23 protein-coding genes are annotated in these 25,989 nt (G+C 49.9%); 5 read left to right on the top strand and 18 right to left on the bottom strand.

Features of this window, described 5'->3' with window-relative positions; genetic code table 11:
• Positions 1–182 precede the first annotated feature (182 nt).
• Entirely contained in the window at positions 183–1,694 is a 1,512-nt protein-coding gene (locus NSMM_RS14135; RefSeq protein WP_090288587.1) for a helicase HerA-like C-terminal domain-containing protein, read from the bottom strand.
• Positions 1,695–2,320: 626 nt separating this feature from the next.
• On the opposite strand from NSMM_RS14135, the gene trbK reads away from it, so the two are divergent.
• Entirely contained in the window at positions 2,321–2,524 is a 204-nt protein-coding gene (trbK, locus tag NSMM_RS14130; protein ID WP_090288440.1) for an entry exclusion lipoprotein TrbK, read from the top strand.
• Positions 2,525–2,548: 24 nt separating this feature from the next.
• Positions 2,549–3,256, top strand: coding sequence for a DnaA regulatory inactivator Hda (gene hda, locus NSMM_RS14125; protein WP_090288438.1), 708 nt, complete (start codon positions 2,549–2,551; stop codon positions 3,254–3,256).
• A 72-nt stretch (positions 3,257–3,328) separates the two neighbouring features.
• Here hda and der read toward each other — a convergent pair whose 3' ends face one another.
• From der to NSMM_RS14045, 16 genes are all read right to left on the bottom strand, one after another.
• On the bottom strand, positions 3,329–4,729 hold the full coding sequence (gene der / locus NSMM_RS14120; RefSeq protein WP_090288436.1) for a ribosome biogenesis GTPase Der: 1,401 nt from the start codon (positions 4,727–4,729) through the stop codon (positions 3,329–3,331).
• Between the two features lie 128 nt (positions 4,730–4,857).
• Positions 4,858–6,081: an outer membrane protein assembly factor BamB gene (gene bamB / locus NSMM_RS14115; RefSeq protein ID WP_090288434.1), complete on the bottom strand. Its 1,224-nt coding sequence runs from the start codon at positions 6,079–6,081 to the stop codon at positions 4,858–4,860.
• Between the two features lie 3 nt (positions 6,082–6,084).
• Positions 6,085–6,720, bottom strand: a complete 636-nt coding sequence (locus tag NSMM_RS14110; RefSeq protein WP_090288432.1) for a YfgM family protein — start codon at positions 6,718–6,720, stop codon at positions 6,085–6,087.
• A gap of 22 nt (positions 6,721–6,742) precedes the next feature.
• Positions 6,743–8,020 carry a histidine--tRNA ligase gene (gene hisS, locus NSMM_RS14105; protein ID WP_090288430.1) on the bottom strand — a complete coding sequence of 426 codons (1,278 nt, stop codon included), beginning with the start codon at positions 8,018–8,020 and terminating at the stop codon, positions 6,743–6,745.
• A complete protein-coding gene (ispG, locus tag NSMM_RS14100; protein ID WP_090288428.1) occupies positions 8,013–9,257 on the bottom strand; it encodes a flavodoxin-dependent (E)-4-hydroxy-3-methylbut-2-enyl-diphosphate synthase in 1,245 nt (414 codons plus the stop codon). Before ispG ends, hisS begins: the two co-directional genes overlap by 8 nt.
• A 58-nt stretch (positions 9,258–9,315) precedes the next feature.
• Positions 9,316–10,407 (bottom strand): RodZ domain-containing protein, encoded by a 1,092-nt coding sequence (locus tag NSMM_RS14095; RefSeq protein WP_090288426.1) that lies wholly within the window; start codon positions 10,405–10,407, stop codon positions 9,316–9,318.
• The gene (gene pilW, locus NSMM_RS14090) at positions 10,400–11,209 is read right to left on the bottom strand and encodes a type IV pilus biogenesis/stability protein PilW (protein ID WP_245654827.1); all 810 of its coding nucleotides are present in this window, start codon (positions 11,207–11,209) and stop codon (positions 10,400–10,402) included. The genes NSMM_RS14095 and pilW overlap by 8 nt, the downstream gene beginning before the upstream one ends.
• A gap of 18 nt (positions 11,210–11,227) precedes the next feature.
• Positions 11,228–12,313 (bottom strand): dual-specificity RNA methyltransferase RlmN, encoded by a 1,086-nt coding sequence (gene rlmN, locus NSMM_RS14085; RefSeq protein WP_090288422.1) that lies wholly within the window; start codon positions 12,311–12,313, stop codon positions 11,228–11,230.
• A 69-nt stretch (positions 12,314–12,382) separates the two neighbouring features.
• Entirely contained in the window at positions 12,383–12,808 is a 426-nt protein-coding gene (ndk, locus tag NSMM_RS14080) for a nucleoside-diphosphate kinase (protein ID WP_090288420.1), read from the bottom strand.
• Between the two features lie 361 nt (positions 12,809–13,169).
• Entirely contained in the window at positions 13,170–14,444 is a 1,275-nt protein-coding gene (locus NSMM_RS14075) for a dicarboxylate/amino acid:cation symporter (protein WP_090288418.1), read from the bottom strand.
• A 214-nt stretch (positions 14,445–14,658) separates the two neighbouring features.
• Positions 14,659–14,883 carry a 50S ribosomal protein L31 gene (gene rpmE, locus NSMM_RS14070; protein ID WP_090288415.1) on the bottom strand — a complete coding sequence of 75 codons (225 nt, stop codon included), beginning with the start codon at positions 14,881–14,883 and terminating at the stop codon, positions 14,659–14,661.
• 103 nt (positions 14,884–14,986) lie between these two features.
• Positions 14,987–18,115 carry an efflux RND transporter permease subunit gene (locus tag NSMM_RS14065; RefSeq protein ID WP_090288414.1) on the bottom strand — a complete coding sequence of 1,043 codons (3,129 nt, stop codon included), beginning with the start codon at positions 18,113–18,115 and terminating at the stop codon, positions 14,987–14,989.
• 1 nt (position 18,116) lies between these two features.
• A complete protein-coding gene (locus NSMM_RS14060; protein ID WP_090288413.1) occupies positions 18,117–19,712 on the bottom strand; it encodes an efflux RND transporter periplasmic adaptor subunit in 1,596 nt (531 codons plus the stop codon).
• 123 nt (positions 19,713–19,835) lie between these two features.
• On the bottom strand, positions 19,836–21,221 hold the full coding sequence (locus tag NSMM_RS14055; protein WP_090288411.1) for a TolC family protein: 1,386 nt from the start codon (positions 21,219–21,221) through the stop codon (positions 19,836–19,838).
• 34 nt (positions 21,222–21,255) lie between these two features.
• On the bottom strand, positions 21,256–21,576 hold the full coding sequence (locus tag NSMM_RS14050) for a copper-binding protein (protein WP_090288409.1): 321 nt from the start codon (positions 21,574–21,576) through the stop codon (positions 21,256–21,258).
• A gap of 195 nt (positions 21,577–21,771) precedes the next feature.
• Positions 21,772–22,206: a hypothetical protein gene (locus NSMM_RS14045; protein ID WP_090288407.1), complete on the bottom strand. Its 435-nt coding sequence runs from the start codon at positions 22,204–22,206 to the stop codon at positions 21,772–21,774.
• Between the two features lie 629 nt (positions 22,207–22,835).
• Here NSMM_RS14045 and NSMM_RS14040 point away from each other — a divergent pair.
• From NSMM_RS14040 to NSMM_RS14030, 3 genes are all read left to right on the top strand, one after another.
• Positions 22,836–23,717: a J domain-containing protein gene (locus NSMM_RS14040; protein ID WP_090288405.1), complete on the top strand. Its 882-nt coding sequence runs from the start codon at positions 22,836–22,838 to the stop codon at positions 23,715–23,717.
• A gap of 101 nt (positions 23,718–23,818) precedes the next feature.
• On the top strand, positions 23,819–24,439 hold the full coding sequence (locus NSMM_RS14035; protein WP_342671800.1) for a DUF1294 domain-containing protein: 621 nt from the start codon (positions 23,819–23,821) through the stop codon (positions 24,437–24,439).
• 209 nt (positions 24,440–24,648) lie between these two features.
• Positions 24,649–25,224, top strand: coding sequence for a hypothetical protein (locus tag NSMM_RS14030; RefSeq protein ID WP_176753991.1), 576 nt, complete (start codon positions 24,649–24,651; stop codon positions 25,222–25,224).
• Between the two features lie 133 nt (positions 25,225–25,357).
• Here NSMM_RS14030 and NSMM_RS14025 read toward each other — a convergent pair.
• On the bottom strand, positions 25,358–25,989 hold a 632-nt coding region (locus tag NSMM_RS14025; RefSeq protein WP_143001963.1), incomplete at its 5' end, for an IS5 family transposase.

Below are 25,989 nucleotides of genomic sequence, written 5' to 3'. Positions count from 1 at the left end.
AGATTAAAATATATGTCAACGGCCAACCGAAAAGATACGGCTCGTACCTCACACCCTACATGCTATCGTCAAAAACCAACACTAATGTTTCATAACATACCGAGAATCTGTGACGTTCTGGTAGCAATGTGGGCAGACAAGCAAGCCACGTTTATCAGGCAGTAATTTACTCAAAGAGCAGATTACCGCTTCCCGCCCAGCATGCTTCCCAGTATCCCGCGAACAATCTGACGGCCTACGCCACTTGCCATGCCACGAACGACAGTTTTTGCCATGCTTTGCACCAAACCATCGTATTGCCCACCACGGGGACCGGTACGGCCAAACAGGGTTTCGTTGATGATAGCACCCAATCCCCCTCGAGTCCGAGAGGATTGCGGGTTTGCTGTATCTGCACGGACAGTTGCGCTTCCTGATCCGGATGCTGCATGCGCCCGCAGCATTTCATAGGCGCTTTCACGGTCAACCATGTTCTCATATACGCCAGCAATCAGCGAATCCTGCAACAATTGCTGACGCTCTTCTGAAGTGATCGGACCAAGCTGACTTCCAGGCGGCAGCACGTAAACGCGCTCGGTTTCACATGGTCGACCTTTGTTATCCAGAAGGCTGATCAACGCTTCACCGACAGCCAGCTCAGTAATGGCGGTTTCAAGATTGAGACCAGCTTTGGATCTCATGGTTTGTGCCGCTGCCTTAACTGCTTTCTGGTCACGCGGTGTAAATGCGCGCAGCGCATGCTGGATGCGATTGCCTAGTTGGCCTAACACGCTATCGGGAATATCCAGCGGGTTTTGGGTGACAAAATAGACACCCACTCCTTTGGAGCGAATCAGTCTCACGACGAGTTCGATACGCTCCACCAGCACTTTAGGCGCCTCACTGAACAACAGATGCGCTTCATCAAAAAATAAAACCAGCTTTGGCTTTTCCGGATCACCTATCTCGGGTAACTGCTCGAACAATTCGGAAAGCATCCACAGTAGAAAAGCAGCATATAGTCGCGGGGAGTGCATCAGCTTGTCGGCGGACAGGATATTGACCACACCCTTATCATCCATTGTCTGCATCAGATCGTTGATATCGAGCATGGGTTCGCCAAAAAAACGATCACCGCCCTGCTGCTCCACCTGCATCAATCCGCGCTGGATGGCGCCGATACTGGCTGCGCTGATATTGCCATATTCGGTGGTGAATTGTCTGGCGTTATTCCCAATATATTGCAGCATGGCGCGGAGGTCTTTCATATCAAGCAACAGCAAGCCGTTGTCATCAGCAATCTTAAACACCAGGTTCAACACACCTGTCTGAGTATCATTGAGACTGAGCATGCGTGCCAGCAACAGCGGCCCCATATCGCTGATAGTTGCGCGTACGGGGTGTCCCTGTTCCCCGAAGACATCCCACAGGGTAACAGGGCATGCCTGCGGCTGAGGTATTGCAATGCCGCGCTCTTGCAAAATTGCGCTGATTTTTCCGGAAAAGCTACCGGACTGACTGATTCCAGTCAGATCACCCTTGACATCCGCCATGAATACCGGCACACCAATGGCAGAGAACCGCTCCGCAAGAGCCTGCAATGTCACTGTCTTGCCGGTGCCCGTTGCTCCGGTGATCAAACCATGGCGATTGGCCAGGTTCGGTAACAGTTCGCAGGTAACGTCAGAGTTTTGCGCAATTGGCATAGGGCCCATCGTCATATATATCATATCCTTTATGCGAGAATGTATTGGTCATCCAATTTTTTGTATTCCTGGAAAGTGCCAACAGTCCCGCTGAATTATACGGTTTTGTCGAAGCGGAATAACCGTTACTGCACTTGGCGCTTCAGTGCTGTTGCTAAACTCGTCACCGTCATGGCTTTCATCGATTAAAACATAGTCGGTTTGAGTCTGCCCAATCAGTGCGTTCGCCCGACCATACTTCGAAGCATGTTCTTTTATCAATCGCGGCCTAGCAGAATTACCCTGTACGATAAACCCGCAGTATGAAAAACAGAAACAAGAGGTTATTTCTCCCTGTCACTCAGCAATCACTAAATTGGCCCGACAACAGGGATTCTATTCGTATCCTGTCTTCATCAACCGACACATTCCTAATCGACATCAATTATTATATATATTCAACATAATATATAATTATTATAGAAATTACATTAATTATCTTCCGCAAATAATAACAATCTACAGAAGCCTGTTGAGTGGTTTCAGGTAAAATGACTCGGTCAGATTGATATGATCGGTAAAATCAGATGCCAATCAATCAGGCAGGGATTTCAACTTAGCATGAGCCAACACATTAATAGTAATAGGAGATTTTCATGAAAATTGGACGTAGCATTATTGTGGCAATGGGTCTTGGCGCGGTTCTTGCCGGTTGTGGCGGAGGAGCACTTCCCGAAGTCAGCGCGACAAATTGTTCGGGCAGAGGAATGGAAGCGGCATTAAGCGCCTTCTCAAGCGAAACAGAATCAGAACGCCAAGCATTTATCGATGGCTGTGAAGCATTGAACAAGCAAGATTAAGGTTGTCTTTTCTGACCACCATTGATGCAACAATTGCTATTGGAAGTTGTGCGGGCTAGCCCGCCAACTTTCGAGAATTTTGTAGTAGGCGTCAATCAGGAGTTGATACGTACCCTGATAGATGTGACTGGTACGCAAAAGCAAGAACGTTTTATCTATTTATGGGGCGAGAGCGGCTGTGGCAAAAGCCACCTTCTGCAGGCAGCAATACATGCATTGATCGACAAGCAGTTGCCAACACGTTATGTAGACTGCAGGCGGATTTCTGTAGCTGATTTTAATCCAGACGTGAATCAAGTGGCAATCGATGAGGTAGAACAACTCGACGATATTAACCAGATCCGTTTATTCAATCTTTACAATCATATCCGTGAGAATGGAGCGGGATTGTTTCTGGCCAGCGGCACCCAACCACCGGCGCAACTGGGTTTACGCGAAGACCTCACCACTCGCCTGGGATGGGGGCTAGTTTATCAGGTACACGCTTTGACGGATACCCAGAAAATTGAGGCCATGCAACATCATGCCACCCGGCGTGGGTTTGCGTTATCACAAGAGATTTGTGAATTTCTGCTGAAATATGCACCGCGCGACCTGTCATCGCTGATTGGGCTCATTGACGGTCTCGATCACTATTCGTTACAGCGGCAGCGCCCGGTTACACGCAGCTTGCTTTATCAATGGCTGCGCTCTCAGCAAGGCGACTGTCCAACCCTTCACACCCCTTCTTGACCTGGATAACAGTATTTACCAGAAAACAAGAGTTTCTGGCGGGCACTACGCACAAACCCGAAATTTGCTGTTTCAACCATATTTTTTGCGGTTGCGACGTCGGCGGCTGTGGGCCTGCCGCAGTTCTTTTTCGGTTGGAGGAGGTGCTTTTTTTTCTGCGTAAGGATTTTTTCCTGATCTGAACTCTACCCGTAAAGGCGTACCCTTCAAGTCAAAGGCTTTCCTGAGCGTATGTTCAAGATAACGCCGATAGGTTGCTGGCACGTGCTCCAGCATCGAACCATGAATAATAATTAGCGGGGGGTTGGAACCGCCCTGGTGCGCGTAACGTAATTTTGGCCGGGACATACCCCCGCGCGGTGGTGGTTGTTTAGCTACAGCAGCCAGCATTGTTCGCGTCAGACGAGGCGTCGGAATGTGTGCCATTGCGGCCGCATAGGCTTCATCAACCGATGGCATTAATCGCTTGAGTCCATGCCCATGCAGTGCTGAAATATAGTGCAAGCTGGCAAAATCAAGAAATGCCAGCTTGCGCCCCAATTCGTACTTGATTGTTTCGCGCGCATATTCATCCAGCCCATCCCATTTATTAACCGCCACCACTAACGCACGGCCTGTTTCAACGATAAAGCTAGCAATGTGGGCGTCCTGCTCGGAAATATGATTATGCGCGTCCAGCACCAGGATGACGAGATTGGCGGCCTCGATCGACTGCAGCGTCTTAATCACCGAAAATTTTTCCAGTGTCTCCAGCACCTTGCCACGACGGCGCAGACCAGCAGTATCAATTAAGGTGTATTGGCGTTGATTATATTCAAAATCAATATAAATGCTGTCACGAGTGGTGCCAGGTTGGTCAAAGGCAATGACGCGCTCCTCACCAAGCAAGGCATTAACCAATGTAGATTTGCCAACGTTAGGACGACCGACAATGGCAATTTTGGGATGCTGCTCTGCTGATAGATCCGTCTCTTCTTCCAGCGGAAAATCTGTCAGCGCCAGATCGATTAATTCACCAATATTGTCGCCGTGTATCGCTGAAACGGCACAGGGTTCACCCAGACCAAGCTCGTGGAACTCTGCGGTCATGATCGATAAACGCATGCCCTCAGTCTTGTTCACTACCAATAAAATCTTATCGGTTCGCTTGCGTAACTGCTCAGCGACAATCTTATCTTGTGGTGACAGCCCTTGCCGGCCATCCACTACAAACAGGATGACATCACCTTCATCCACCGCCAGCAAGGTTTGCTTGGCCATGGCATGCAAAATACCGGATTTCACCACAGGTTCAAACCCGCCGGTGTCCACCACCAGATAGGGTTTATCTCCTAATTTCCCATGTCCATAATGACGATCACGCGTTAATCCTGGAATATCCGCTACCAAAGCATCACGGCTGCGAGTAAGGCGATTGAATAATGTGGATTTTCCGACATTCGGACGTCCAACCAGGACGAGTGCAGGTTTCATGTTGATCAGTTAATGGTCAGTTGGAAAAGCAAATTTGCAGCTAATGACCAGATAAAATGAGGACTTCCAATCTATTAACAACGGTTTGGAATGCACAGCGCCGGGAAAAACCTCTATTACCAGGCAAACTATGGCAGAAAAAATGCAAACACTCCCCCTTTCTGAGTATGCACCACAAATCCATCCGGGAGAAATTCCGGCACAGACAGGATTGGACTGCCATCGGTAGGAGCACGTGCCAGTAAAGCGCCATCGTTACGGTTAAGTATCATGACATATCCCTCGTCATCGCCAATGACCAAGCGCGCACCACGCACAATCAACGGTAATGTAATCTTGCGGCCACCAAGCTTACTTTGTTTCCAGTCAGTGACACCACTGCTCCTGTCATAGGCCGCCAGTACTCCTCGCTCTTCACTGACATAAACTCGCTGATTGTCCATGACCAGTCCCGCGTTACTTGAGGCTTCCTTGCTCCAGATCTGGCTACCACTGGCAAGCTCAAAGCAGGCAACACGGCCACGATAAGCTACGGCACAAACGCTGTTCTGATCGATAGCAGGCAGGCTACTGATATCGGTCATACGTTCAAGTTCCGTCACCCCACGAGGTAGCGCAACCGTTGCCTCCCAACCCACATTGCCATCCTGCAGATTAACCGCGATCAACTTGCCTCCCGGAAAACCAGCAAAAACTGCGCCAGCAAACAGGGATACACCGGCATAACTTCGTACCGTCAAGGGTGGCGTGGCGCCTTGATAAACCCAGATACGTGAACCATCATCTGCATTTAGTCCAAAGAGCCTGCCGTCACCAGTACGCACCACAACAATTCCGCTAGTTACGTGGGGAGGGCTAAGAATTTCGCTACTCACCTGAGCTTGCCATAATAAACTGCCAGACTCATCAAAAGCTAAAACTTCGCCTTTGTAGGTTCCCAGCAGAATCAAGCCTTCACCAATACCGACGCCACCAGACAAACGTTTGCCGGTATCAATCTGCCAAACTTCTTCGCCTGAACTCGCATCCAGTCTGATCAGCGACCCATCCTCATCCGCAACGTACAGTCCGCCATTCTCATAGACAGGATAGAATACCGCTGTTTTACTCTCTGTCAGCTTTACCTGCCACAAACGTTCTATATTCGGTGCGGCAGCAAGAGCAGCTATCTCCGCCTCATCTATCTCAACTTCATCGGTATCTTTACTGAAAAGATCAGTGAAATGTCCTCCACCCAGACTACCCAAACCCAGACTTTCACAGCCACTTAACATGATCAGCATTAGGCCAATACCCGTACTTCGCAGCAATAAAACCGAAAAAAATCTGCATGAGCGCATGCTGATAGTCATCGACTAATCTCTTAACGCATCCATTTTCATTTGCACGATATTCTGGTAGGAACTCCGTTCATCCAGACGATCAAGTGCTTGCTGATAGGCTGCACGTGCCTCTTTTACATTTCCGGAAGCAACGAGCACGTCCCCACGCAGATCTGCATAAAGTCCCACAAATGAAGATCCGTGCTTTGCATTCAATAAGGAAAGCGCCTGCTCAAACTGTTGCTCATCCAGCAAGATTCCCGCCAGGCGTAAGCGTGCCAGATCCTTCAATTCCATCTCTTCGGATTTATCCAAAACCCATTGCAACATGGTCTTGGCAGCGGGAATATCGCCAGCCTTGAAGCTTGCCTGAGCTGAAATCAAAGCTGCACGCGAAGCGTAGCCGCTACTGGCAAAACCTTCTGTTAATAATAGTGCCGCATCCCGGATTTTTGCAGCTTCACCACCCTTATCCAACTGTTGTTGAAGTACTGCATACAAATCAGCCGCTTGCTCCGCCTGCTGACTTTTGTAATGGTGCCATAACCGGTTACCAGCGACACTGGCAACCAGAATCGCCAAGCTCAGCAAAATAATATTGCCATTGGCAGCCCACCAGGCTTTTAACCGATCAATTTTTTCCTGTTCCTCAAAATCAAGTGCTGACATCGTATTATTCCTTCCTGACGGATTAGTTTTTTGTCGGATTAATTTTTCTTACTAGTATGCTAATTTCTGCCATATCCACACTTACCTGCTCGGCTGGTTCACGTAACGGTTTAAGGCTGATTTTCCTGACTTGCGCTTCATCATCTCCGATAATAGCCGCAAACTGGGCGCCACTGGCATCAGCTTTTTTCATTTGTCCTTTGAAAGCCCCCGCGCCGTTATGCAAAATCACTTTTACTCCCTGATCACGCAAATATTCAGCAACCTCCCATGCAAAACCAGTTGCCATTTCACCCTGATGAACCACATAAACATCAGGACGGTTCGCTGTGTATATTCCATTCAGATCAGCCATCAGCGCCAGGATTCGCTCAATTCCCATAGCGAAACCACAAGCAGGCGCCGGCTTCCCTCCTACCTGCGCAATCAGCCCATCGTAACGACCACCCGCGCAAATGGTGCCCTGCGCACCAAGACGATCGCTTACCCACTCGAATACCGTACGATTATAGTAATCCAGCCCTCTGACAAGACGCGGGTTGATCGTGAAATCTACTCCACGATTCCGCAGAATGGTTTGTAGAGACTCGAAATGCGCCAGAGATTCCTCATCCAGGTCATCAAACAGTCTGGGAGCATCTTTCAATAGCTCCTGCACGGCAGGGTTCTTGCTGTCAAGAATACGCAGTGGATTACTGTGCAAGCGACGGCGGGCATCTTCATCAAGCTGATCAGTAAATCTTTCGAGATAATTAATCAATCTGGCACGATAAATTGTGCGCGACTCCAGATTGCCAAGCGTGCCAATCTCCAGGCGAACAGGCGTGATGTCTAATAGACGCCATAACCTGGCACACATAATAATGTGTTCGGCATCAATATCGGGGCCTGCAAAGCCAAGTGCTTCAACACCAACTTGATGAAACTGCCGATAGCGCCCTTTTTGTGGACGTTCATGCCGGAACATCGGCCCGCTGTAATACAGCCGCTGCGGCCCGGTGTACAGCAAATTGTGTTCAATAACCGCGCGCACACAGGAAGCTGTCCCTTCCGGACGTAATGTCAGCTGCTCACCATTGAGATGATCGATAAACGTGTACATCTCTTTTTCGACGATATCAGTGACACTACCAATCGAACGTACAAACAAGTCAGTCTGTTCCACCACCGGTGTACGTAAATTACGATAACCATAAGTAGCAAGCCAAGTACGAATCGTATCTTCAAAATAGCCCCACTTATCGCTCTCGCCCGGCAGGATATCATTCATCCCGCGGACGGCACGAATTGCACTAGACATTAACGCTTTTTTTCTGGTAACGAGCACGTACGTATTCGTCAACAATGGAACGAAACTCCCCGGCAATATTGTCGCCCTTGAGCGTTACGGTTTTTTGCCCATCGACAAATACTGGCGCGACCGGATTCTCGCCCGATCCGGGCAAGCTGATACCGATGTTGGCATGTTTGCTCTCACCCGGGCCATTGACGACACAACCCATCACCGCCAGTGTCATGTTTTCAACACCATCATACTGATCCCGCCAGTCAACCATCTCCTCGCGAACGTATGCCTGGATACTTTCCGCCAGCTCCTGAAAATACGTGCTGGTGGTACGGCCACAACCTGGGCAAGCAGCTACCAACGGCACAAAGGCACGCAATCCCATGGTCTGCAGTATTTCCTGTGCAACGATCACTTCACGAGTACGGTCTCCTCCCGGTTCCGGCGTTAGCGAAATACGAATGGTATCGCCAATACCTGAGAACAACAGGGTAGACAGAGCCGCCGTTGAAGCAACGATCCCCTTGGAACCCATGCCGGCTTCGGTCAACCCCAGATGCAAAGCATAATCACACTGCCTGGCAAGCTCGCTGTAGACCGCAATCAAATCCCGCACACCGCTCACCTTGCACGACAGTACGATATGGTCGCGTGGCAGCCCGAGCTCTTCCGCCTTGGCAGCACTTTCCAGCGCAGAGGTAATCAATGCCTTACGCATGACTTGTCCTGCATCCAGTGGTTGCGGCAAACGGGCATTCTCATCCATGATGCGTGCCAGCATTTCTGGATCGAGGCTACCCCAATTGACGCCGATCCGTACTGGCTTGTCATATTTACAAGCGATCTCGATCAAGGTTGAAAATTGCTCATCACGTTTCTTGCCATGCCCGACATTTCCAGGATTGATGCGGTATTTCGCCAGCGCCTGTGCGCATTCTGGATACGTACTCAACAACTTGTGCCCATTGAAATGAAAATCTCCAACCAACGGCACATCGCAACCCATCGCATCCAGTCTCGCACGGATACCGGCGACTGCTGCAGCAGATTCTGCATTATTGACGGTAATTCTGACCAACTCCGAGCCAGCTCGTGCCAGCTGCGCTACTTGCTGAGTCGTGGAAATTTCATCAGCGGTATCCGTATTGGTCATGGATTGCACTACGACTGGCGCATCACCACCAATGATGACCGATCCCACTTTAACTCCAACACATTTTCTGCGTGAACTGACAAATATATTTGTTAACATGAGATTATATAAGTAATTGAATAGTTTGGTACTTAAACAGCCTGTTCATCGTAATTGATTACTCTAGCGAAAAGCGTGCAACGTCATCGTTACCGCGGGTATAGGGAGCAAGATCCACTTTGCGTCCATCATAAGTAAGCGTTACTCCTGCTGCATTACCAATCACCAGATACAACGGCGGCTTCCCATTGATTGTATGTTCGGAACCACGTGCATGAATTTTTTCCAGAATGACTTTACCTTCGCTATCTTTCACCTTGACCCAGGAATCGCGTGAAAAAGAAAAATGCAATGATTTAGCTGCTTCATGTTCTTCTGCTGCAGCAGATTCATTCGATTGATCAGTGGGCGGTTTTGTTCCGGCTAAAGCCTCCTTCACTTGATCGGGCTGCGTAACGGGCGGCAGAGCAAAAGGCGTTCCCGTAGAAAGAGATGGCAAGGTTGCCGGCAAAGGTAGTTCAATTGCTTCCTGCCCATCCGTAAAGTCACTTCCGGGCAGGGAAGGCAAATCCAGATCACCCAGTAAAGCAGATGACTCTTGATCAAGCTTGTCTGATTGAAAAAAAAGGTAGCCCACCAGCAATACCCCTATTATCAGCAGCGAATACAGCCACTTCCCGCCTCCGCCATCATGCCCATAACTCGAAAGTGGTTTGATCGGCTGCATACTTCGCACCAGACTGCCATCTGCATGTACTTGTGCTGGCAGGTTATGTGGCAGCATCTGCAGCAATTGATCCACATTGGTAAGTCGCAGTATCCGTGCATAATTACGCACATACCCTCTCAGGAAGGTAGAGGTAGGCGAAGGTAGCGAAGCATAGGACTGTGATTCAATTGCCGAAACTTGCTGCTCCGATAAACACAGACGGCGCGCCACTTCACTGAGACTCAGCCCCTGCCGGATTCTTTCATCACGCAACAACTCTCCCAGCGAAGTCGTTATGTTTGTTTCTGTCGACTTCTCGACTGGCTGATCGCTGGACGCAAGATTGGCAGAATCAGATAATTCCTCGCCATTCTGGTGAAGATCCAGCATGACTTCATCATCTGATAGCGGTTTGTTCTTAGATAGATCGTCAGGTGGTACCTGAACAATCTCTGCATCCGCCGGAATTTGTGATTCGTTGTCCCTCTGATTTTCACTCATGATTTACCTTACCTGCACGCAGTGCTCTTGCTTCCCTGGAATCAGGAAAGCGTCTCTGTAATTGAAAAGCATAATTTGCCCGCGCATTCATATCATTGCTTGCCTGGGCGATCCGAACAGCCAGCCATAAACTCTCAGCTGTGGCGGGATAAGTCTTTAAATGCCGTGCGATTTCAGACTCAGCTGTTTCCAGGTTGCCTCTTTTCAGATCGAGCTCAATCAATCCAAGCCGGGCAAGCGCATAGCCGGGGCGAATAATTAGTGCTTCACGAAAAAATGTCCGTGCGCGATCGTAATCGGGTAATTTCAATATGCATAAACCCGCATTTGTATAACTTTTTTCAGGAACATCGTATAGGGGATCGCTGATCGCCTGCATAAAATGACTGACCGACTGTTCGATCCGGCTCTCTCTCCGCTGGCAAAGAAACCAGCCATAATTGTTGTGAGTATCAGGATCATTCCCTGCGATTTTAAGAGCGCGTTCAAAATTCTCCTCTGCGCGTGTATCTTCCTGCAAGTCCATATAAATCAAACCCAGCATATTGTAAGCGGGGGCATAATCCGGTTTGGATTTGAGCGCAATACCGGCTTCCTCGATTGCCACCCGGTACTGGCCCCGCTGATAATACTGTCCCGCTAGTTCAGTATGCACGACCGCACTCTGTAATGCCTTCTGTTTTAACTCTTCCGGCGTGGATTTATCAGCAATGGATGTATGTGCACAGCCTGTGAGGTAAATCAGACAGAAAAATAACCATCCTGCAGCTAATTTTTTTGCCATAAAATCTAGAGATTTCATTTTTCAGGGATATCCAATTTACCCCGCCACAATTGAATTCAGAGCTGTTCGGCGGGTTTTATCCTGCACTTGTCCGGCAAGTTGACCACAAGCTGCCGCAATATCATCACCACGAGTTTTACGTACCGTGTTAACAATACCGGCCTCTGACAGTACTTCACGAAAACGGTCAATTGCAGCCGTGCTCGAACGTTGATAGCCAGAATTGACAAATGTATTAAACGGAATCAAATTCAGTTTACACGGAATGACTCTGACCAGCTGTACCAGTTCGCGCGCCTGCTCGATGCTGTCGTTGATACCGTCAAGCATAATGTACTCAAACGTCACGAAATCCCGTGGCGCCTCTGGAAGATAACGTTCGCAGGCAGCCAGCAACTCCTTAATTGGATATTTTTTGTTGATGGGCACCAGTTGATCACGTAAGGCGTCGTTGGGCGCATGCAGCGATACTGCAAGTGCAACCGGGCAGCGCTCGCGCAATCGATCAATAGCGGGCACCAGTCCCGAAGTACTGACGGTAACACGCCGACGTGACAACCCATAAGCATAATCGCTCAGCATCAGATCCAGCGCCTGCACCAGATTTTCAAAATTGGCCAGTGGCTCACCCATTCCCATCATTACGACGTTCGTGACCGCTCGCTCGGAATTGAGTGATTGATCGGTGCTCAACAACCGATTTGCCAGCCACAACTGACCAATGATCTCCGCAACGGTCAGATTACGGTTGAACCCTTGTCGGCCGGTCGCACAAAAACTACAGGCCAGCGCACATCCGACCTGACTGGACACACAGAGCGTACCGCGATTGGATTCCGGAATGAACACGGTTTCAACTGCATTCTTCTCGCCAGTTGAAATCAGCCATTTGCGCGTTCCATCGAAAGCGGCATGGTCACTAACGACTTTGGGTGGTTCAATCGCAGCCGTTCCTGCCAGTTTCTGCCGTAACTGTTTAGCCAGATCGCTCATTTCGGCAAATTCTGTTTTACCGGACTGATGAATCCAGCGCAGCAGCTGCCGGGCACGATAGGGTTTTTCTCCTATTTCCCGGCAGAAATCGACAAGCCCTTCTTCATTGAAATCCAGCAAATTAAGCATCTAATGAACTCTCTTGCCAACTTGGCAAAATTACGTCAAACCAACCCGTAAAATCCGGCCAATACGCGATCAACGCGAATAAATACTCAACGCAGGGAAAAAGCAGGCAATCTCAATCGTGGCGGCTTCAGGTGCATCAGAGCCATGGACGGCATTGGCATCGATACTGTCGGCAAAATCCGCCCGAATAGTTCCTTTTTCTGCTTTTTTCGGATCGGTCGCTCCCATTAACTCACGATTTTTAGCAATAGCATTTTCCCCTTCCAGCACTTGGATCATGACTGGCCCGGAAACCATAAAATCGACCAGATCCTTAAAAAAAGGCCGATCTTTGTGGACCGCATAAAACTGTTCCGCTTCATTTTTCGATAAATGAGTCATGCGCGCCGCAATGATTTTCAATCCAGCCGCTTCAAATCTGGCATAAATCTGACCAATCACATTTTTAGCCACAGCATCCGGTTTGATTATGGATAAAGTCCTTTCGGCAGCCATTAAATTCCTCATAAAATTAGTTTGTTGGAAAAAGGTATTCTAACAAAATTCCTTGCCGGATTTGGCCAACTATACAAAATGAATGACGAACAAATTGTTTTCCTGGCGAGTTGCAACAACATACCAGGGATTGGATTTATTTAAATATCGTCAGATTACGTATTCAATACTTTCTAAAAGCCGTGAGTAAAAAATGTTGACGCAGCATATAACTGGCATGTTAGGGAACATTTTTTGTGAGCAATGAAGTATTGTGATGAGATGAGGTAAGCAGGCAATCCTCGAAAGGGATGCTCGCAAATATAAATTTTTAGAGGCACCTTAAAGTAAAATTAATGGCCTGTGTCTGAATATTTTTTGATTAGACCAGTTCATCGGAATGGTAATCCTGATTATCACTCTGAAAAATTGTGATAGAAAACTCATTTTCACTGCGTGCAACAATAGCTGCAACAACAGTATCACCCGTAACATTAACTGCGGTTCTGAGCATGTCCAGCAAGCGATCGATTCCCATGATCAATGCAATGCCTTCCAAGGGTAATCCGACCTGCTGAAACACCATTGCGAGCATTATCAGTCCCACACCGGGAACACCAGCGGTACCAATTGAGGCGAGAACGGTCATCAAGATGATCATCAGGTAACTGCCTAATCCTAGTTCGATCCCGTAAACATTGGCAATGAATACTGTCGCCACGCCCTGCATAATGGCAGTACCATCCATGTTGATGGTAGCACCGAGTGGAATGACAAATGAGGCAATGGAATTATTGATACCGAGGCGCTTTTCCGCAGTACTGAGTGTGACTGGAAGGGTAGCATTGGAGCTGGCGGTACTAAAGGCAAATATCAACAAGCCCCTTATTTTACGCATGAATTGCTTAGGGTCGAGTCGCCCAAGTAATTTCAGCAACAACATGAGGGTGCCGACTGTATGCAGGAGGAGTATCGCCACCACGCTGCCAAAATACCCCATCATTGGCAGAATCAAACCGGGGCCGTGCGTCGAGAAAGTTTTGGCCATCAGTGCAAACACCCCGTAGGGTGCAACATGCATCACCAGTTTGACGATCTGCATCATGACTTCATTTAATTGATCGAATAGCACAACGACGGGGCGGGCACGTTCACCGACAGCTATCAGGCCGGTCGCGAACAAAACCACGAAGAAAATGATCTGTAACATTTCGCCCTGGGCAAATGCGGCCACCGGGTTAGTCGGCACCAGATTGATCAGAGTCGTTACCAGTGATGGCGGAGCCTGAATATCAAGTTCGACAGTACTAGATGCGACCAGGTTAATTCCCTTACCGGGTTCCAGTATTAGTGAGATGCCCAGTGCCAACGTAATAGCCAGGGCTGTCGTCAGAATAAACAGTAAAAATGCCTTGAATCCGACGCGTCCAAGCTTGCGGATGTCGCCAACTGCACAGATGCCACTGATCAGCGAACAAGTTACTATCGGCACGACCAGCAGTTTGAGGAGGTTGATGAAAGTGGCGCCAACGATATGAAACAAGCCTTCCACCAGATATTCCTGAATCAGATTGACCTGGATGAAAAAGATATTGATCAGACTGCCAGTGGCAAATCCTGCGATCATCCAGATCAACAGCCTGGTAGTAAATTTCATGGTTGCGCACGCTGACTGGAGGAACAAAGAATGGAAGAACCAGGAACCCCTTGCCGGGGAGTGCAGATGAAGCGCTTACCAGCAAGCGTAATACAAATAAATCCTGTAAAACAAGCTACTAGAAAGCAGGTCTGCAGAGAATATCCCTGTTTTTTCCGGACAGGGATACACTCAGAATCAAATAATGCGGCCTGCTGGCAATAGCAGAAGAGTGTTACGGCTGCTTCTGATTCTGAAAGCGGTTGCCATATTTCTGGTTGAATTTTTCGACCCTGCCCGCAGTATCAACAATTTTTTGTTTGCCAGTATAAAAGGGGTGGCAGGCCGAGCACACCTCGATGTGTAAGGGCTTATTAAGTGTCGATCTGGTAACGAATGTTTCGCCACAACTACAAGTTACCGCTATTTCATTATATTCCGGATGAATCCCTGCTTTCATTTGTGTTTTCCTCATAAAGGCGGATTTTCTAAACCAGGCATTATTACTTAATAAACGTCCTGCTGCAACTACAGTATAGAGAACAAATAAACTGTCCTTGAAATCACTTTTTTGACTGGATCGAGATTTCCTTGGCCAGTACATAAACCGCGGGCAGGATGATCAACGTCAGTACCGTAGCCGAGACCATGCCGCCAACCATCGGTGCGGCGATGCGTCGTGTCACTTCGGAGCCAGTACCCGTGCTCAGCATCACTGGCAGCAGGCCTAAAACACTGCCCGCGATGGTCATCATGACCGGACGTATCCGGCTCGTCGCGCCTTCTGTTACTGCAGCATAAAGATCGCTGGTCGTGACAATCTCACCTGCGGCATGGCGCTTTGCCTGGATGGCTCCAAACGCCTGATCGAGAAAAGTCAGCATGACGACGCCCGTCTCTGCCGCAATCCCGATGAGACCAATGAAGCCGACTGCTGCCGCGATACTCAGGTTGTAGCCAAGCCAGTCCATCAGCCAAATACCGCCGACCACGGAAAAGGGTACTGACAGCATGACAATCAGAGTTTCGGTAAAACGGTTGAAGTTCAAATAGATCAGTACAAAGATAATCAGCAGCGTAAATGGCACCACTATTTTCAATTTTTCGGTAGCGCGTTGCATATACTCGAACTGACCACTCCAGACGGCATAGTAGCCAGGTGGAAATTGCACCTGATCAAGTACGGCCTGCTGCGCATCCGCAATATAGCTGCCGATATCGCGATCATGAATGTCAACAAAAATATAGGCGGCCAGTAGTGCATTTTCAGTGCGGATAGCAGGCGCGCCCTGCACCAGCCTGACTCGGGCAAGCTGGCCGAGCGGAATCATTGCGTCTCCCATGGCGGGCACCAGCACCTGCGTGGCAATGGCTTGCGGATCGCTGCGCAGCTCACGTGGGTAGCGCATCGTGACGGCATAGCGTTCACGGCCTTCCACCGTGGTGGTAATCGTTTCTCCTCCCAGTGCAGCGGTAATCACATCCAGCAAATCGCCGACTGCCAGTCCATAGCGCGCCAACGCCATGCGATCAGGTTCAATATCGAGATAATAGCCGCCGGTGGTCCGTTCTGCGTAAGCGCTGCTGGTGCCCGACACGGTTTTGACTGCCGCTTCGATCTGTTTTCCTAGCTTTTCCAGCTCCATCAGATCATTACCGAATACTTTGATTCCGACTGGTGTGCGGATGCCAGTGGTGAGCATGTCGATGCGGTTTTTGATCGGCATTGTCCATGCGTTGCTGAAGCCGGGAAGTTGCAGTGCCTGATCCAGCTCCGTGATCAGCTTGTCGAGGGTCATGCCGGGACGCCAGTCATTTTCGGGCTTCAGGTTGATGATGGTTTCGGTCATTTCCAGCGGGGCCGGATCGGTTGCGGTGTTGGCACGCCCGGCTTTGCCGAATACCGATGCCACCTCCGGAAAGCTTTTGATAATCTTGTTCTGGGTTTGCAGGGTTTCTGCTGCTTTCGTAACCGAAATGCCCGGCAGTGTCACGGGCATATACAGCAGCGTACCTTCATTCAACGGTGGCATAAATTCGGTGCCCAGTCTTTGCGCCGGGTAAATGGTTAATCCCAGCACCAGGAACGCTGCTACGAGGATCGTTTTTTTCCATTGAATAACCCGGGCAATGATAGGCAGGTATAACAGGATCATCAGCCGACCCAGCGGATGATCCTGTTCGCGCGGAATACGATCACGCAGTAACAGCATCATCAGTGCCGGCACCAGCGTAATGGAAAGTAGCGCGGCGCCTGCCATGGCAAATGTCTTGGTCAGGGCGAGCGGCTCGAATAAGCGTCCCTCCTGGTCCTGCAGCGTGAATATCGGCAGAAATGAAACAATAATAATCAGCAGGCTGAAGAACAGCGCCGGACCAACCTCCCGACAGGCGGCAATGATAGCTTGCCTGCGCGCTGCGGTAGATGCGCGGTCACCGAGTCTCGCGAGATGTTTGTGCGCATTCTCGATCATGACAATGGTCGCGTCGGTCATTTCTGCAATGGCGAGCGCAATACCTGCCAGGCTCATGATGTTGGAATTGATGCCCAAGTGGAACATGGCGATGAACGCAACGAGTACGCCGACCGGCAGCATGATGATCGCGACCAGAGCGCTGCGCACATGCATGAGGAAAATCGCACTCACCAGTGCGACGATGATGACCTGTTCGACCAGCACCTCGCTCAGCGTGGCAATGGCACGCTCGATCAAGCCGGAGCGGTCATAAACTGGCTGTATTTCAATCCCTTCCGGCAGACCTGGTTTCATCTCATCCAGCTTTGCTTCAACATTGCGGATGACATCGAGCGCGTTCTCGCCATAGCGTGCGACGACAATGCCTGAAACCGCTTCCCCTTCACCATTGAGTTCGGCAATGCCGCGACGCTCATTCGGCGCCAGCTCGATCCGGGCGACATCACGTAACAATACCGGTATGCCTTCATGCGCCTTCACCACCAGATGCTCAAGATCGCTGATGCCACGCAGGTATCCTTTGCCGCGTACCATGTATTCAGTTTCGGTCAGCTCGATCACCCGTCCGCCGACGTCGCGATTACTCTGGGCGACGACATCGATCACCGTTTTGAGCGAGATGCCAAAGGCTTGCAAATGCTGTGGATCAAGCGTGATCTGGTAGGTTTTCTCGAACCCGCCGACACTGGCGACTTCTGAAACACCCTCTGTTGCTGCTAATTGATAGCGCAGAAACCAGTCCTGGATACTGCGCAGTTCATCCAGCGAATGATCTTTGGCTGTCACGGCATATTGATACACCCAGCCTACACCGGTGGCATCCGGGCCGAGCGCCGGCTTGACATCCTTCGGCAATTGATTGGTGGCAAAACTCAGATATTCCAGCACACGCGAGCGTGCCCAGTAGATATCGGTGCCGTCCTCGAATATGACATAGATGAATGACGCGCCAAAAACCGATAAGCCGCGCACAACTTTTGATTTTGGCACACTCAGCATGGCCGTCGTGAGCGGATAGGTGATCTGATCTTCGACTACCTGCGGTGCCTGGCCAGGATATTCCGTGTAAATGATAACCTGGACATCAGACAGATCCGGAATGGCATCAACCGGCGTTTTCCATACGGCATATGCGCCCCAGATAATGATTGCAACGGTTGCCAGCAATACCAGAAAAACGTGCCGTATTGACCACTCGATGACCTTGCCGACCATCTCAGTGTCCTCTGTGGCCGCTGAGGGCAGGATTGTCATCGACTGGCCGGATGGCAACGATGACATACTCGCCAGCGGATTGCTCGATAAAATCGAATATCACCTTCTGCCCGGGTTGCAGCGAACGCAGCCAGTCCGAATCGGTTAACCGGAAATCCATTCGCATCGCAGGCCAGTTCAAACTGGCAATCGGCCCATGCGCCAGCGTGAGTGTGGCATGCGCAAAATCGATAGCTTCGATACTGCCTTCACCCTGGTGTATTGCCGTTTCCGATCCGGTGGCCGTAGCAGGTGGCGCGTGGGATTTGTCATCCGGCAACATGGAATGGCCGTCATGATCAAAACCGTTGAGCGCTGCTTTGAGATTACTTTCCGCATCGATGAGGAAATTTGCCTTGATCACTACGGCTTCCTCCGCTTCCAGTCCACCCAATACTTCGACATAGCCATCGGCGCGCGCGCCGAGCTTCACAGTGCGTGGTTCAAACCGGCCCTCACCCAGATCAACCAGTACCAGCTGCCGCGTACCGGTATCAAGCACAGCTGAATCTGCCACGGCCAGCACCTTGTTGTCACGGTGGAAAGAAGCGAATTCAACATGTGCATACATGGCAGGTTTGAGCAGGTCATCAGTGTTGGGTAGTTTGATGCGCACAGTGGCGGTGCGGGTCTCGGGGGTGATTGTGGGGTAAATGAAATCCACTTCTCCGTTGAGCGCCATGTCCGGATAGGCGTCGACCCGGACGGTTGCTGTTTGACCGGGATGGATCAGGCCGATGTCCTGTTCAAATACATCCGCCAGCGCCCATACACTGGATAAATCTGCGATCTGGTAGAGTATTTCTCCCGATTCGAAGCGTTTGCCTTCAATCGAAGGTTTTTCCAGTACCACACCGCTCGCCCGGGATCGAAGAGGCAGGTATTGCCAAATTTCGCCTTCCCGCTGCAAGCGTTGCAATTCAGTCTCCGCGATATCCCAGTTGCGCAACCGTTGCAAGGCACTCTCTGCCAGCCTTTCCATACCGGCACGGGCTTCAAGCCCGCCGCTCGCGACCCCGTGCATCCCTTTTCTGGCGAGCAGGTATTCATGTTGCGCGGTGATCAATGCGGGGCTATAAACTTCCATCAATAGATCACCTTTTTTGACGGCTTGACCAGTGGTATTGACATGTAGTCGCTGGATCCAGCCTTCGAATTTTGGAGTCAACGTGTATAACCGGCGCTCATCCGGCTGAATAGTCGCCACCGCTCTGACCGTGCGAATCAGTTGGCGCAATGTTACCGCTTCAGTTCGCACACCCAGTTTCTGTACTTTTTCGGTATCGATTCTAACGATACCGTCATCAGGAGACGGTGCTTCTCCTGCGTAAACAGGTAGATAATCCATGCCCATTGGATCTTTTTTGGGCGTCAGTGAGGTATCCGGCAATCCCATCGGATTGCGGTAGTAGAGAATTTCCCTGTCTGAAGGTGCGGGTGAGCTGGGCGCGCTGCTTGCAGTTGTGTCCGACCGGCTGCTGCCCCACCAATAACCGGCGGCCAGCGAAGCCGTAACCAGAAAAATGATGAACACGGTTCTGATAATAGATGTTTGCATAGAATCTCGTCAGTTTGCTTATATTTCAGGTAATCAATATGAAAGGTATTTTTGGAAATTCATACCTCACTACTCATGAAAAACATTTCCTCACATATAAACTATTTGCAGAATCAACATTTTTTACTCGCGACCCGAAGAATAGGGTGCTGAACCCGTAAGCAGGTCAATCTGCGCCAGCGCCTTGACGTGATTCGCCATTGTCGTCACCAGGTTGATCTCGTAATCGAATACGGCCAGCTGGCTATCGAGCAAGGTGAGAAAATCGACCTGCCCGACCTGATAAGCAGCGAGCGCGGATTCGACTGTCAATCTAGCTTGTGGCAGTATGGTCGTTCGATATAATTGAATCGACTTGAAATTCTGCTCGGCCGTGGCCACCTGCTGACGTAAATTGGCGGCAATTTCGTTACTTTGTGCCTGATATAGATCCAATGCCTGATGGTGCATCGCAAGGGATTCGGCGATACGAGGTTCAATTTTGTCGGCACGCCATAGCGGCAGATTGATTGCCACTGTCATCGTAACCATATCGGGACGCCGGCTGCCGTCGAGCATGCTGTCGCGCTGACCATACGACAAGCGCACATCGAAGTCCGGGTAGTAATCCTTGCGCGCCAGCTCCAGCGCTTTCTGGTTGCGTGCCGCGAGGCTCTGCAATGCAAGCAATTGGGGCCGTTGCGCCAGGGCTGTTTCCCGCAGGGATTCCAGATTCAGGGCGGTTGACTGTATGGATGGCGGTGCAGGATTCAGCGTCGCTGCGTAAGTACTCTGTCCCAGGGTGCGAATCAGCTCGGCTTCGATCACGGGACGTTCCCGCGCCAGTTTGAGCAACTCGTTCTGCATTCTGGAGACCTGTGTTTGTGCTTTTAGCGCATCGGCCTGACTTCCTATGCCTACGGCGTAATGTTGCTCGGCCAGATGCAGCAACCCTTCCAGCGTCAATTTGTTTTTTTCGATCAGCCGCGTCGTTTCCAGTGTCAGCCACAGGTCAGCATAAGCCACCTTAAGATCACGCACCACGCGGTTTACGGTCTCCTGCCAGGCGTATTCGGTCGATTCCGCATCCTTGCTTGCAACTGCCTTACGTAGCCCGCGCTTGCCGGGAAAAGGAAATCGCTGGGACAGACCGATCATTTTCATGGTCATGTCTTCGCGATTGAACGGCGAGGAAGTCAATGGCGCGTTGATTACGCCGGCCTCCAGCATAGGGTCATCCAGGGCTTCTGCGGGCGATATCCTCTGCCGAGCTGCTTCACGCTCTCGTAATGCAGCCTGGATTTCCGGATTGTTTTCCAGTGCTTCGGCGATCAGGTCAGCCAGCGGCGTAACTGGCCCGATCGTCTCTAGGGTGCTTTCTTGCTGCGATATGGGTGAATGCGTATGGTTTCCAGCGCTTGCCTGCTGCGGATCGAGCGGCAGGAGCAACCCAAGTAACCATACTGCGACATACCGTTTCGGGATGATGGAAAATATATTACTGGTGCATTTTTGGAATGGAGCCGCCATTTTATGAACCTTCTTTATGGATAGTCTGCATTATCTATTGAGCAGGTCGAATCGCCGTGATGACATATTCTCCACTCGTTTGCATGAAGATGAAGATTACCTTGTCATTCGCCTTGATTCCCTGTAAGCGCACGTGTTCACCGACTCTGAAATTCATGGTCATAGCAGACCAGTTGAGAGAATCAATCGGGGCATGGGCAAGTCTCGCGATACCCTTGTCCAGGTCGATCATCTGCACCGTTGCGACTCCCTCATGAGATTCGGCACTGGCATGGACAGACTGCATGGCGATTTCCCCAGCCAGCAAAAAAATCATAAAGATATTAATAAAAATAATCCGCAAATTTCTTTTCATGTCTTTGTTCCTGATACGTGCACAAATAATTCTGATGATTCAGGCAGACGGATGCTATTCGAGCCATTGGCAGGATGCAGCATGTTTTTCGCTTGATGATGCGCCCGGAGAAACAGCTAGAGGGCATCACTAGACAAAGATGTCTACCGAAATAAAAGATTCTTGCCTGCATCAATAAACAGGCAAAATTCTCGGCTATAGATAAGTGGAGCGGAAAGGAATGAAGAAACGAGAAAAAATTAGATACAAAGGCGGCCCGATGGCAGGCACAAAGACGGAATATGAAGTGACAGGTAAAAACCCGGAATTCAGATTAGCTACATGAATTATCGCAGGTAACCCCAGGATAACATCGAATAACGGGTTCTCATCGGCAAGCCTGGATTTGCTTACGGAATATTCGCAATACTCCAGGCAGAGTTGCGCAGTAGGTGCGGCGGGTTCAGCGCAGGGTCCTTCCATCTGTGCCATGCCTTGCTGCGCGGCTAACTGCGGCATGACAAAACACGCTTCCAGCATGATCTTGACCTGAACAGCAAGCAGGGCGAAGAGCAAAATGCAGCTTATTATCTGTTTCGGGGTACCAAATGATCGCCGACTGGCACCGGCAGGGATGAAAGCAGACCTCATCGTCGGTAGTGAAGTGTTAGCTCCATTCCACTTATGGCGTCATCAGTTTTGAGTCGGTTGCAAATTGCTTGAAGGTCGCGTCATACCCATCTCGTGGGGTGGGGTTGGATCAGTTGTGCCTGTACGCCGAAAACCAGTGAACACAGAATGATTGTTGCTAACAAACCAGCATGTACCCTCATGATGTTTAACTCCAATATTTTTTACAGCTTGGTGTCGGTTTGGTCGAGTGGATTTAATATACACCCAAGGCCATTGTTGTCAATGAATTCCTGATGCGCTGATAGGTGATTACTGTGACGTCGTATTGACATAAAAGAATCCATATATATTTTAATACGGACGTAAGTCTGATTGAGCCAGGCGGAAACTGACTGCATGGACCGATTGTACAGCGGTCAGATTACTAAACCATTCAATCCGGACAATACAACCTCAAGTTGCCGTTCCACATCAGATTTAAATAAAGTTTCTGAAATAGTTGACGTCATTATCTTTGAGAATGACTGTTGCCAACATAAAATCACAATGATGTCAGTTAGTTGGAATTCGGCATGATATCTATCAGACAAGTTGATATTTTTGTAAGGCAAATAATGTCGTATATATTACGTTAGGCTCCTGACCACATGGTGAAGATTCACACTCATTACGATAATCTGAAGGTGGCTCGTAACGCGCCGCCTGAAGTCATCCGAGCGGCATACAAAACGCTCTCGCAAAAATTTCACCCAGATCGAAACCCCGGAAATGCAGAAGCTGCGCGAATCATGGCAATTATCAATACTTCATACGAGGTGTTATCCGGCCCTGATAAGCGCCAAGAGCATGACCTATGGGTGGCACAACAAGAGCGAGCATCCGCGCAAACGACAAAGCCAAACAATCAACCGAAACAGACGCCACGACAAGTCCCAACACAGCCGCCACCACTTCCAAAGGCAAGCGCTGGTGGAGTTATTGCGCATGTCCTAAGAAATTGGCGTCTATACGGCATCGCTACCTATTTTGTTTGGATTTGGGCTACCGACAAGCCGAGTACGCCACCGCCAGGACCAAAACCGTATCAAGCAAATCCGGCGCCAGTGCACCCTGAATATGTAAGGCTAAGCACAGCGCCAAATGGTCAGCCTTGGCCAGTTTCCGCCGGTTATGTTGGAGGCTACAAGCGTTTGTACGCGGATGGTCTCTCAACGGTTACGGTAGATAACAGCCGAAACGATGCTGATGTTTTTGTTAAATTGGTTTCTCTGGACGGTGCGCAGGCTTATCCAGTCCGTCAGTTCTTTATCCCTGCGTTCGGCAGCTTCACTTTGAACAAAATTACTGCAGGAAGCTACGACATTCGCTACCGCGACCTTGGCAATGGCGGCCTGTCCCGCTCGGAGGCGTTTAATCTCGAAGAAATCCAAACTTACGACGGCGTTCAATACAGCAATATCACGATGACGCTGTACAAGGTGCAGAATGGAAACATGCAAACCTATAGCTTGTCTGAAGCGGAGTTCTGAGCTTAACGAGTAAGGTTAGGTCGTGCTAGCCACGACCTGAACATCTCGTTCAAGGTGGACGGCTACGTCGCCGCTCAACTCCAGCGTTAGCTCTTACGAAAATGTATATGCGCTATCAAGGAAAAATAACAAACTGGAAAGATGACAAGGGCTTTGGATTCATATACCCAAACGGGGGCGGAAATCAGGTCTTCGTTCACATTAGGTCGTTTTCGAATCGGCAGAGAAGGCCGGTCGGAGATGAAATCGTGACCTATGAACTCAAGGTCGATACCAAGGGTCGAGCGCAAGCTATGAATGTCGCATTCGTCGGAGAGCGTGCATCGTCAAATATTTCAACTGAGCGGCGCAATGCCCCACTCGTTTTGGTCGCCACTTTTCTCATTTTTGTGACAGCGTCTGCCTTTGTCGGCAAGTTACCCTTTGCTGTCTTATGGCTCTATCTCGCTGGCAGTGCCGTTGCATTCCTTGCCTATGCATTTGATAAATCCGCCGCAAGAAAAGACCAACGGCGCACTCCAGAAAGCACCTTACACTTCTACGCGTTAATTGGCGGCTGGCCCGGTGCCTTAGCTGCTCAAAGGCTGCTCCGTCACAAATCCAGGAAACAGTCTTTTCAAATTGTGTTTTGGGCCACCACCGTTCTAAATTGCTGCGCCCTTGCCTGGTTATTTTCGCCCTCAGGCTCCGAGGCGCTTCGTTCTTTTCTTGGCGAGGCGTGATAGAAAAAAAGGGCGCTACACTTTCTTATTGGATTCAGTTACAACCCATAAATACCAAGACTAAGCAGAACTGTATTTACCGGGATACCGCATCACATCACGCAGCGAAGAAACCGAAGAGAAAGAATAATATAGGGTAGCGGCCCCTTTTTATTTTGTAAGACAAATAATGTCATATATATTACGTTAGCCATTAAAGAAGGATGTGCATGACCGATTTAGTCACAATTGCCCAAGCCATAGCCATCATGATTGCATGCTGGGCAATTATTTCAGGTGTCGGAGCATGGAAACGGGAATTCATTGGTAAACGTAAGATCGAGCTGGCTGAGGAAACGCTAGCCGTATTCTTTGAAGTCAAGGATGCAATCTCATTTATCAGAAATCCATGGTCTAGCGGTACTGATGGCAGCACGCGCAAACGGGCACCCCATGAAACTGAGGCAGAATCTCAGCTACTTGATCGAGGCTATATCGTATTCGAGCGCTACGAATCGAAGAAGGACATATTTGTTCGGTTTAATACCATGAAGTATAAGTTCATGGCAGTATTTGGAACAGAAACGGAAACCATTTTTCAGGATACAAACAAAACTCTCAATTCAATTTTCTCGTCAGCAAACATGCTAGCCACGCATTATTGGCAACGTCAAGGCCACGTAAAAATGGAGCCTGACGAATTTCAGGAGCACCTTGATGAAATGCATAAGCATGAGGGTATTTTCTTGGATCGATACAACGAAAATGACGAAAGGGCACCTCGAATAACCCGAGGTTTTCAGTAAATCCTGCCGCAAAATGATGACCGCGGCCGAATTCGGTTCGATTTCCATGACAAATCGCCGCTTTTCCTGGCGATGTCGCGCCGTTTTTACCTCGAATCGCCCAGGACATTGGCGATTAGGCCCATTTCGGGTGTCACAAGGCCCTGATTCCTGTCTCTTCGAAGTAGACCAGTCGCTTCAGGTTGTAGCAGGCTGCCACCATCGTCATCGCAAAGTTGGCCCGCGCCTGACCGATAGTGCGCAGCAACTTGCCGCCCATCTGCTCGATAGCGCCGAACACGTGCTCGACTCGTGCGCGCGTCTTGGCAATACGTTTGTTGCGTCGCTGCTGGCACTCGGACAGCAGCTTGTTGCGCTTGCCCTTCCGCTGAATCTGGTTTCGGAAACCGTTCTCCTTGAGCCAGGCTTCGCGCTCCTCCGACGGGTAGCCTCGATCGGCATAGACATCACGACTCGTGTTGCTCGTGTCAAAGACGTTGTCAAAGTGCTGGCTATCGTGCGTGGAGGCGGTATCGGTCTCAATCCGGCGGATGATCTTGTGCTTCTTGTCGACACTGATTGACAGCTTGTAGCCGAAGTGGCTCTTGCCGTGTTTCTTCGTCCAGGTCGCGTCGGTGTCCTTCTGGCGCCGCTTCGCCGGCTTCCAGTCGGCGGGCATCGCGCCTTGCTTGATGAGTCCTTTCTCGCCTCGGCTGTTGTGCTGCCTGGGCGCCGGCACCAGCGTGGCGTCGATGATCTGACCGCCACGCGCGATGAATCCATGTT

Source organism: Nitrosomonas mobilis, assembly GCF_900103035.1.
Taxonomy (GTDB): domain Bacteria; phylum Pseudomonadota; class Gammaproteobacteria; order Burkholderiales; family Nitrosomonadaceae; genus Nitrosomonas; species Nitrosomonas mobilis.
This window is presented reverse-complemented; position numbering and strand designations above follow the sequence as displayed.

Bases quoted from the DNA above. Each gene is read 5' to 3' on its own strand.
- ispG (WP_090288428.1), bottom strand. From the start codon at position 9,257: ATGTTAACAAATATATTTGTCAGTTCACGCAGAAAATGTGTTGGAGTT.
- NSMM_RS14095 (WP_090288426.1), bottom strand. From the start codon at position 10,407: ATGAGTGAAAATCAGAGGGACAACGAATCACAAATTCCGGCGGATGCA.
- NSMM_RS14135 (WP_090288587.1), bottom strand. From the start codon at position 1,694: ATGGGCCCTATGCCAATTGCGCAAAACTCTGACGTTACCTGCGAACTG.
- NSMM_RS14045 (WP_090288407.1), bottom strand. From the start codon at position 22,206: ATGAGGTCTGCTTTCATCCCTGCCGGTGCCAGTCGGCGATCATTTGGT.
- hda (WP_090288438.1), top strand. From the start codon at position 2,549: ATGCAACAATTGCTATTGGAAGTTGTGCGGGCTAGCCCGCCAACTTTC.
- NSMM_RS14030 (WP_176753991.1), top strand. From the start codon at position 24,649: ATGACCGATTTAGTCACAATTGCCCAAGCCATAGCCATCATGATTGCA.
- NSMM_RS14055 (WP_090288411.1), bottom strand. From the start codon at position 21,221: ATGGCGGCTCCATTCCAAAAATGCACCAGTAATATATTTTCCATCATC.
- der (WP_090288436.1), bottom strand. From the start codon at position 4,729: ATGAAACCTGCACTCGTCCTGGTTGGACGTCCGAATGTCGGAAAATCC.
- trbK (WP_090288440.1), top strand. From the start codon at position 2,321: ATGAAAATTGGACGTAGCATTATTGTGGCAATGGGTCTTGGCGCGGTT.
- NSMM_RS14040 (WP_090288405.1), top strand. From the start codon at position 22,836: ATGGTGAAGATTCACACTCATTACGATAATCTGAAGGTGGCTCGTAAC.
- NSMM_RS14060 (WP_090288413.1), bottom strand. From the start codon at position 19,712: ATGCAAACATCTATTATCAGAACCGTGTTCATCATTTTTCTGGTTACG.
- NSMM_RS14110 (WP_090288432.1), bottom strand. From the start codon at position 6,720: ATGTCAGCACTTGATTTTGAGGAACAGGAAAAAATTGATCGGTTAAAA.
- hisS (WP_090288430.1), bottom strand. From the start codon at position 8,020: ATGTCTAGTGCAATTCGTGCCGTCCGCGGGATGAATGATATCCTGCCG.
- bamB (WP_090288434.1), bottom strand. From the start codon at position 6,081: ATGACTATCAGCATGCGCTCATGCAGATTTTTTTCGGTTTTATTGCTG.
- rpmE (WP_090288415.1), bottom strand. From the start codon at position 14,883: ATGAAAGCAGGGATTCATCCGGAATATAATGAAATAGCGGTAACTTGT.
- ndk (WP_090288420.1), bottom strand. From the start codon at position 12,808: ATGGCTGCCGAAAGGACTTTATCCATAATCAAACCGGATGCTGTGGCT.
- NSMM_RS14075 (WP_090288418.1), bottom strand. From the start codon at position 14,444: ATGAAATTTACTACCAGGCTGTTGATCTGGATGATCGCAGGATTTGCC.
- pilW (WP_245654827.1), bottom strand. From the start codon at position 11,209: ATGAAATCTCTAGATTTTATGGCAAAAAAATTAGCTGCAGGATGGTTA.
- rlmN (WP_090288422.1), bottom strand. From the start codon at position 12,313: ATGCTTAATTTGCTGGATTTCAATGAAGAAGGGCTTGTCGATTTCTGC.
- NSMM_RS14065 (WP_090288414.1), bottom strand. From the start codon at position 18,115: ATGGTCGGCAAGGTCATCGAGTGGTCAATACGGCACGTTTTTCTGGTA.
- NSMM_RS14035 (WP_342671800.1), top strand. From the start codon at position 23,819: ATGTATATGCGCTATCAAGGAAAAATAACAAACTGGAAAGATGACAAG.
- NSMM_RS14050 (WP_090288409.1), bottom strand. From the start codon at position 21,576: ATGAAAAGAAATTTGCGGATTATTTTTATTAATATCTTTATGATTTTT.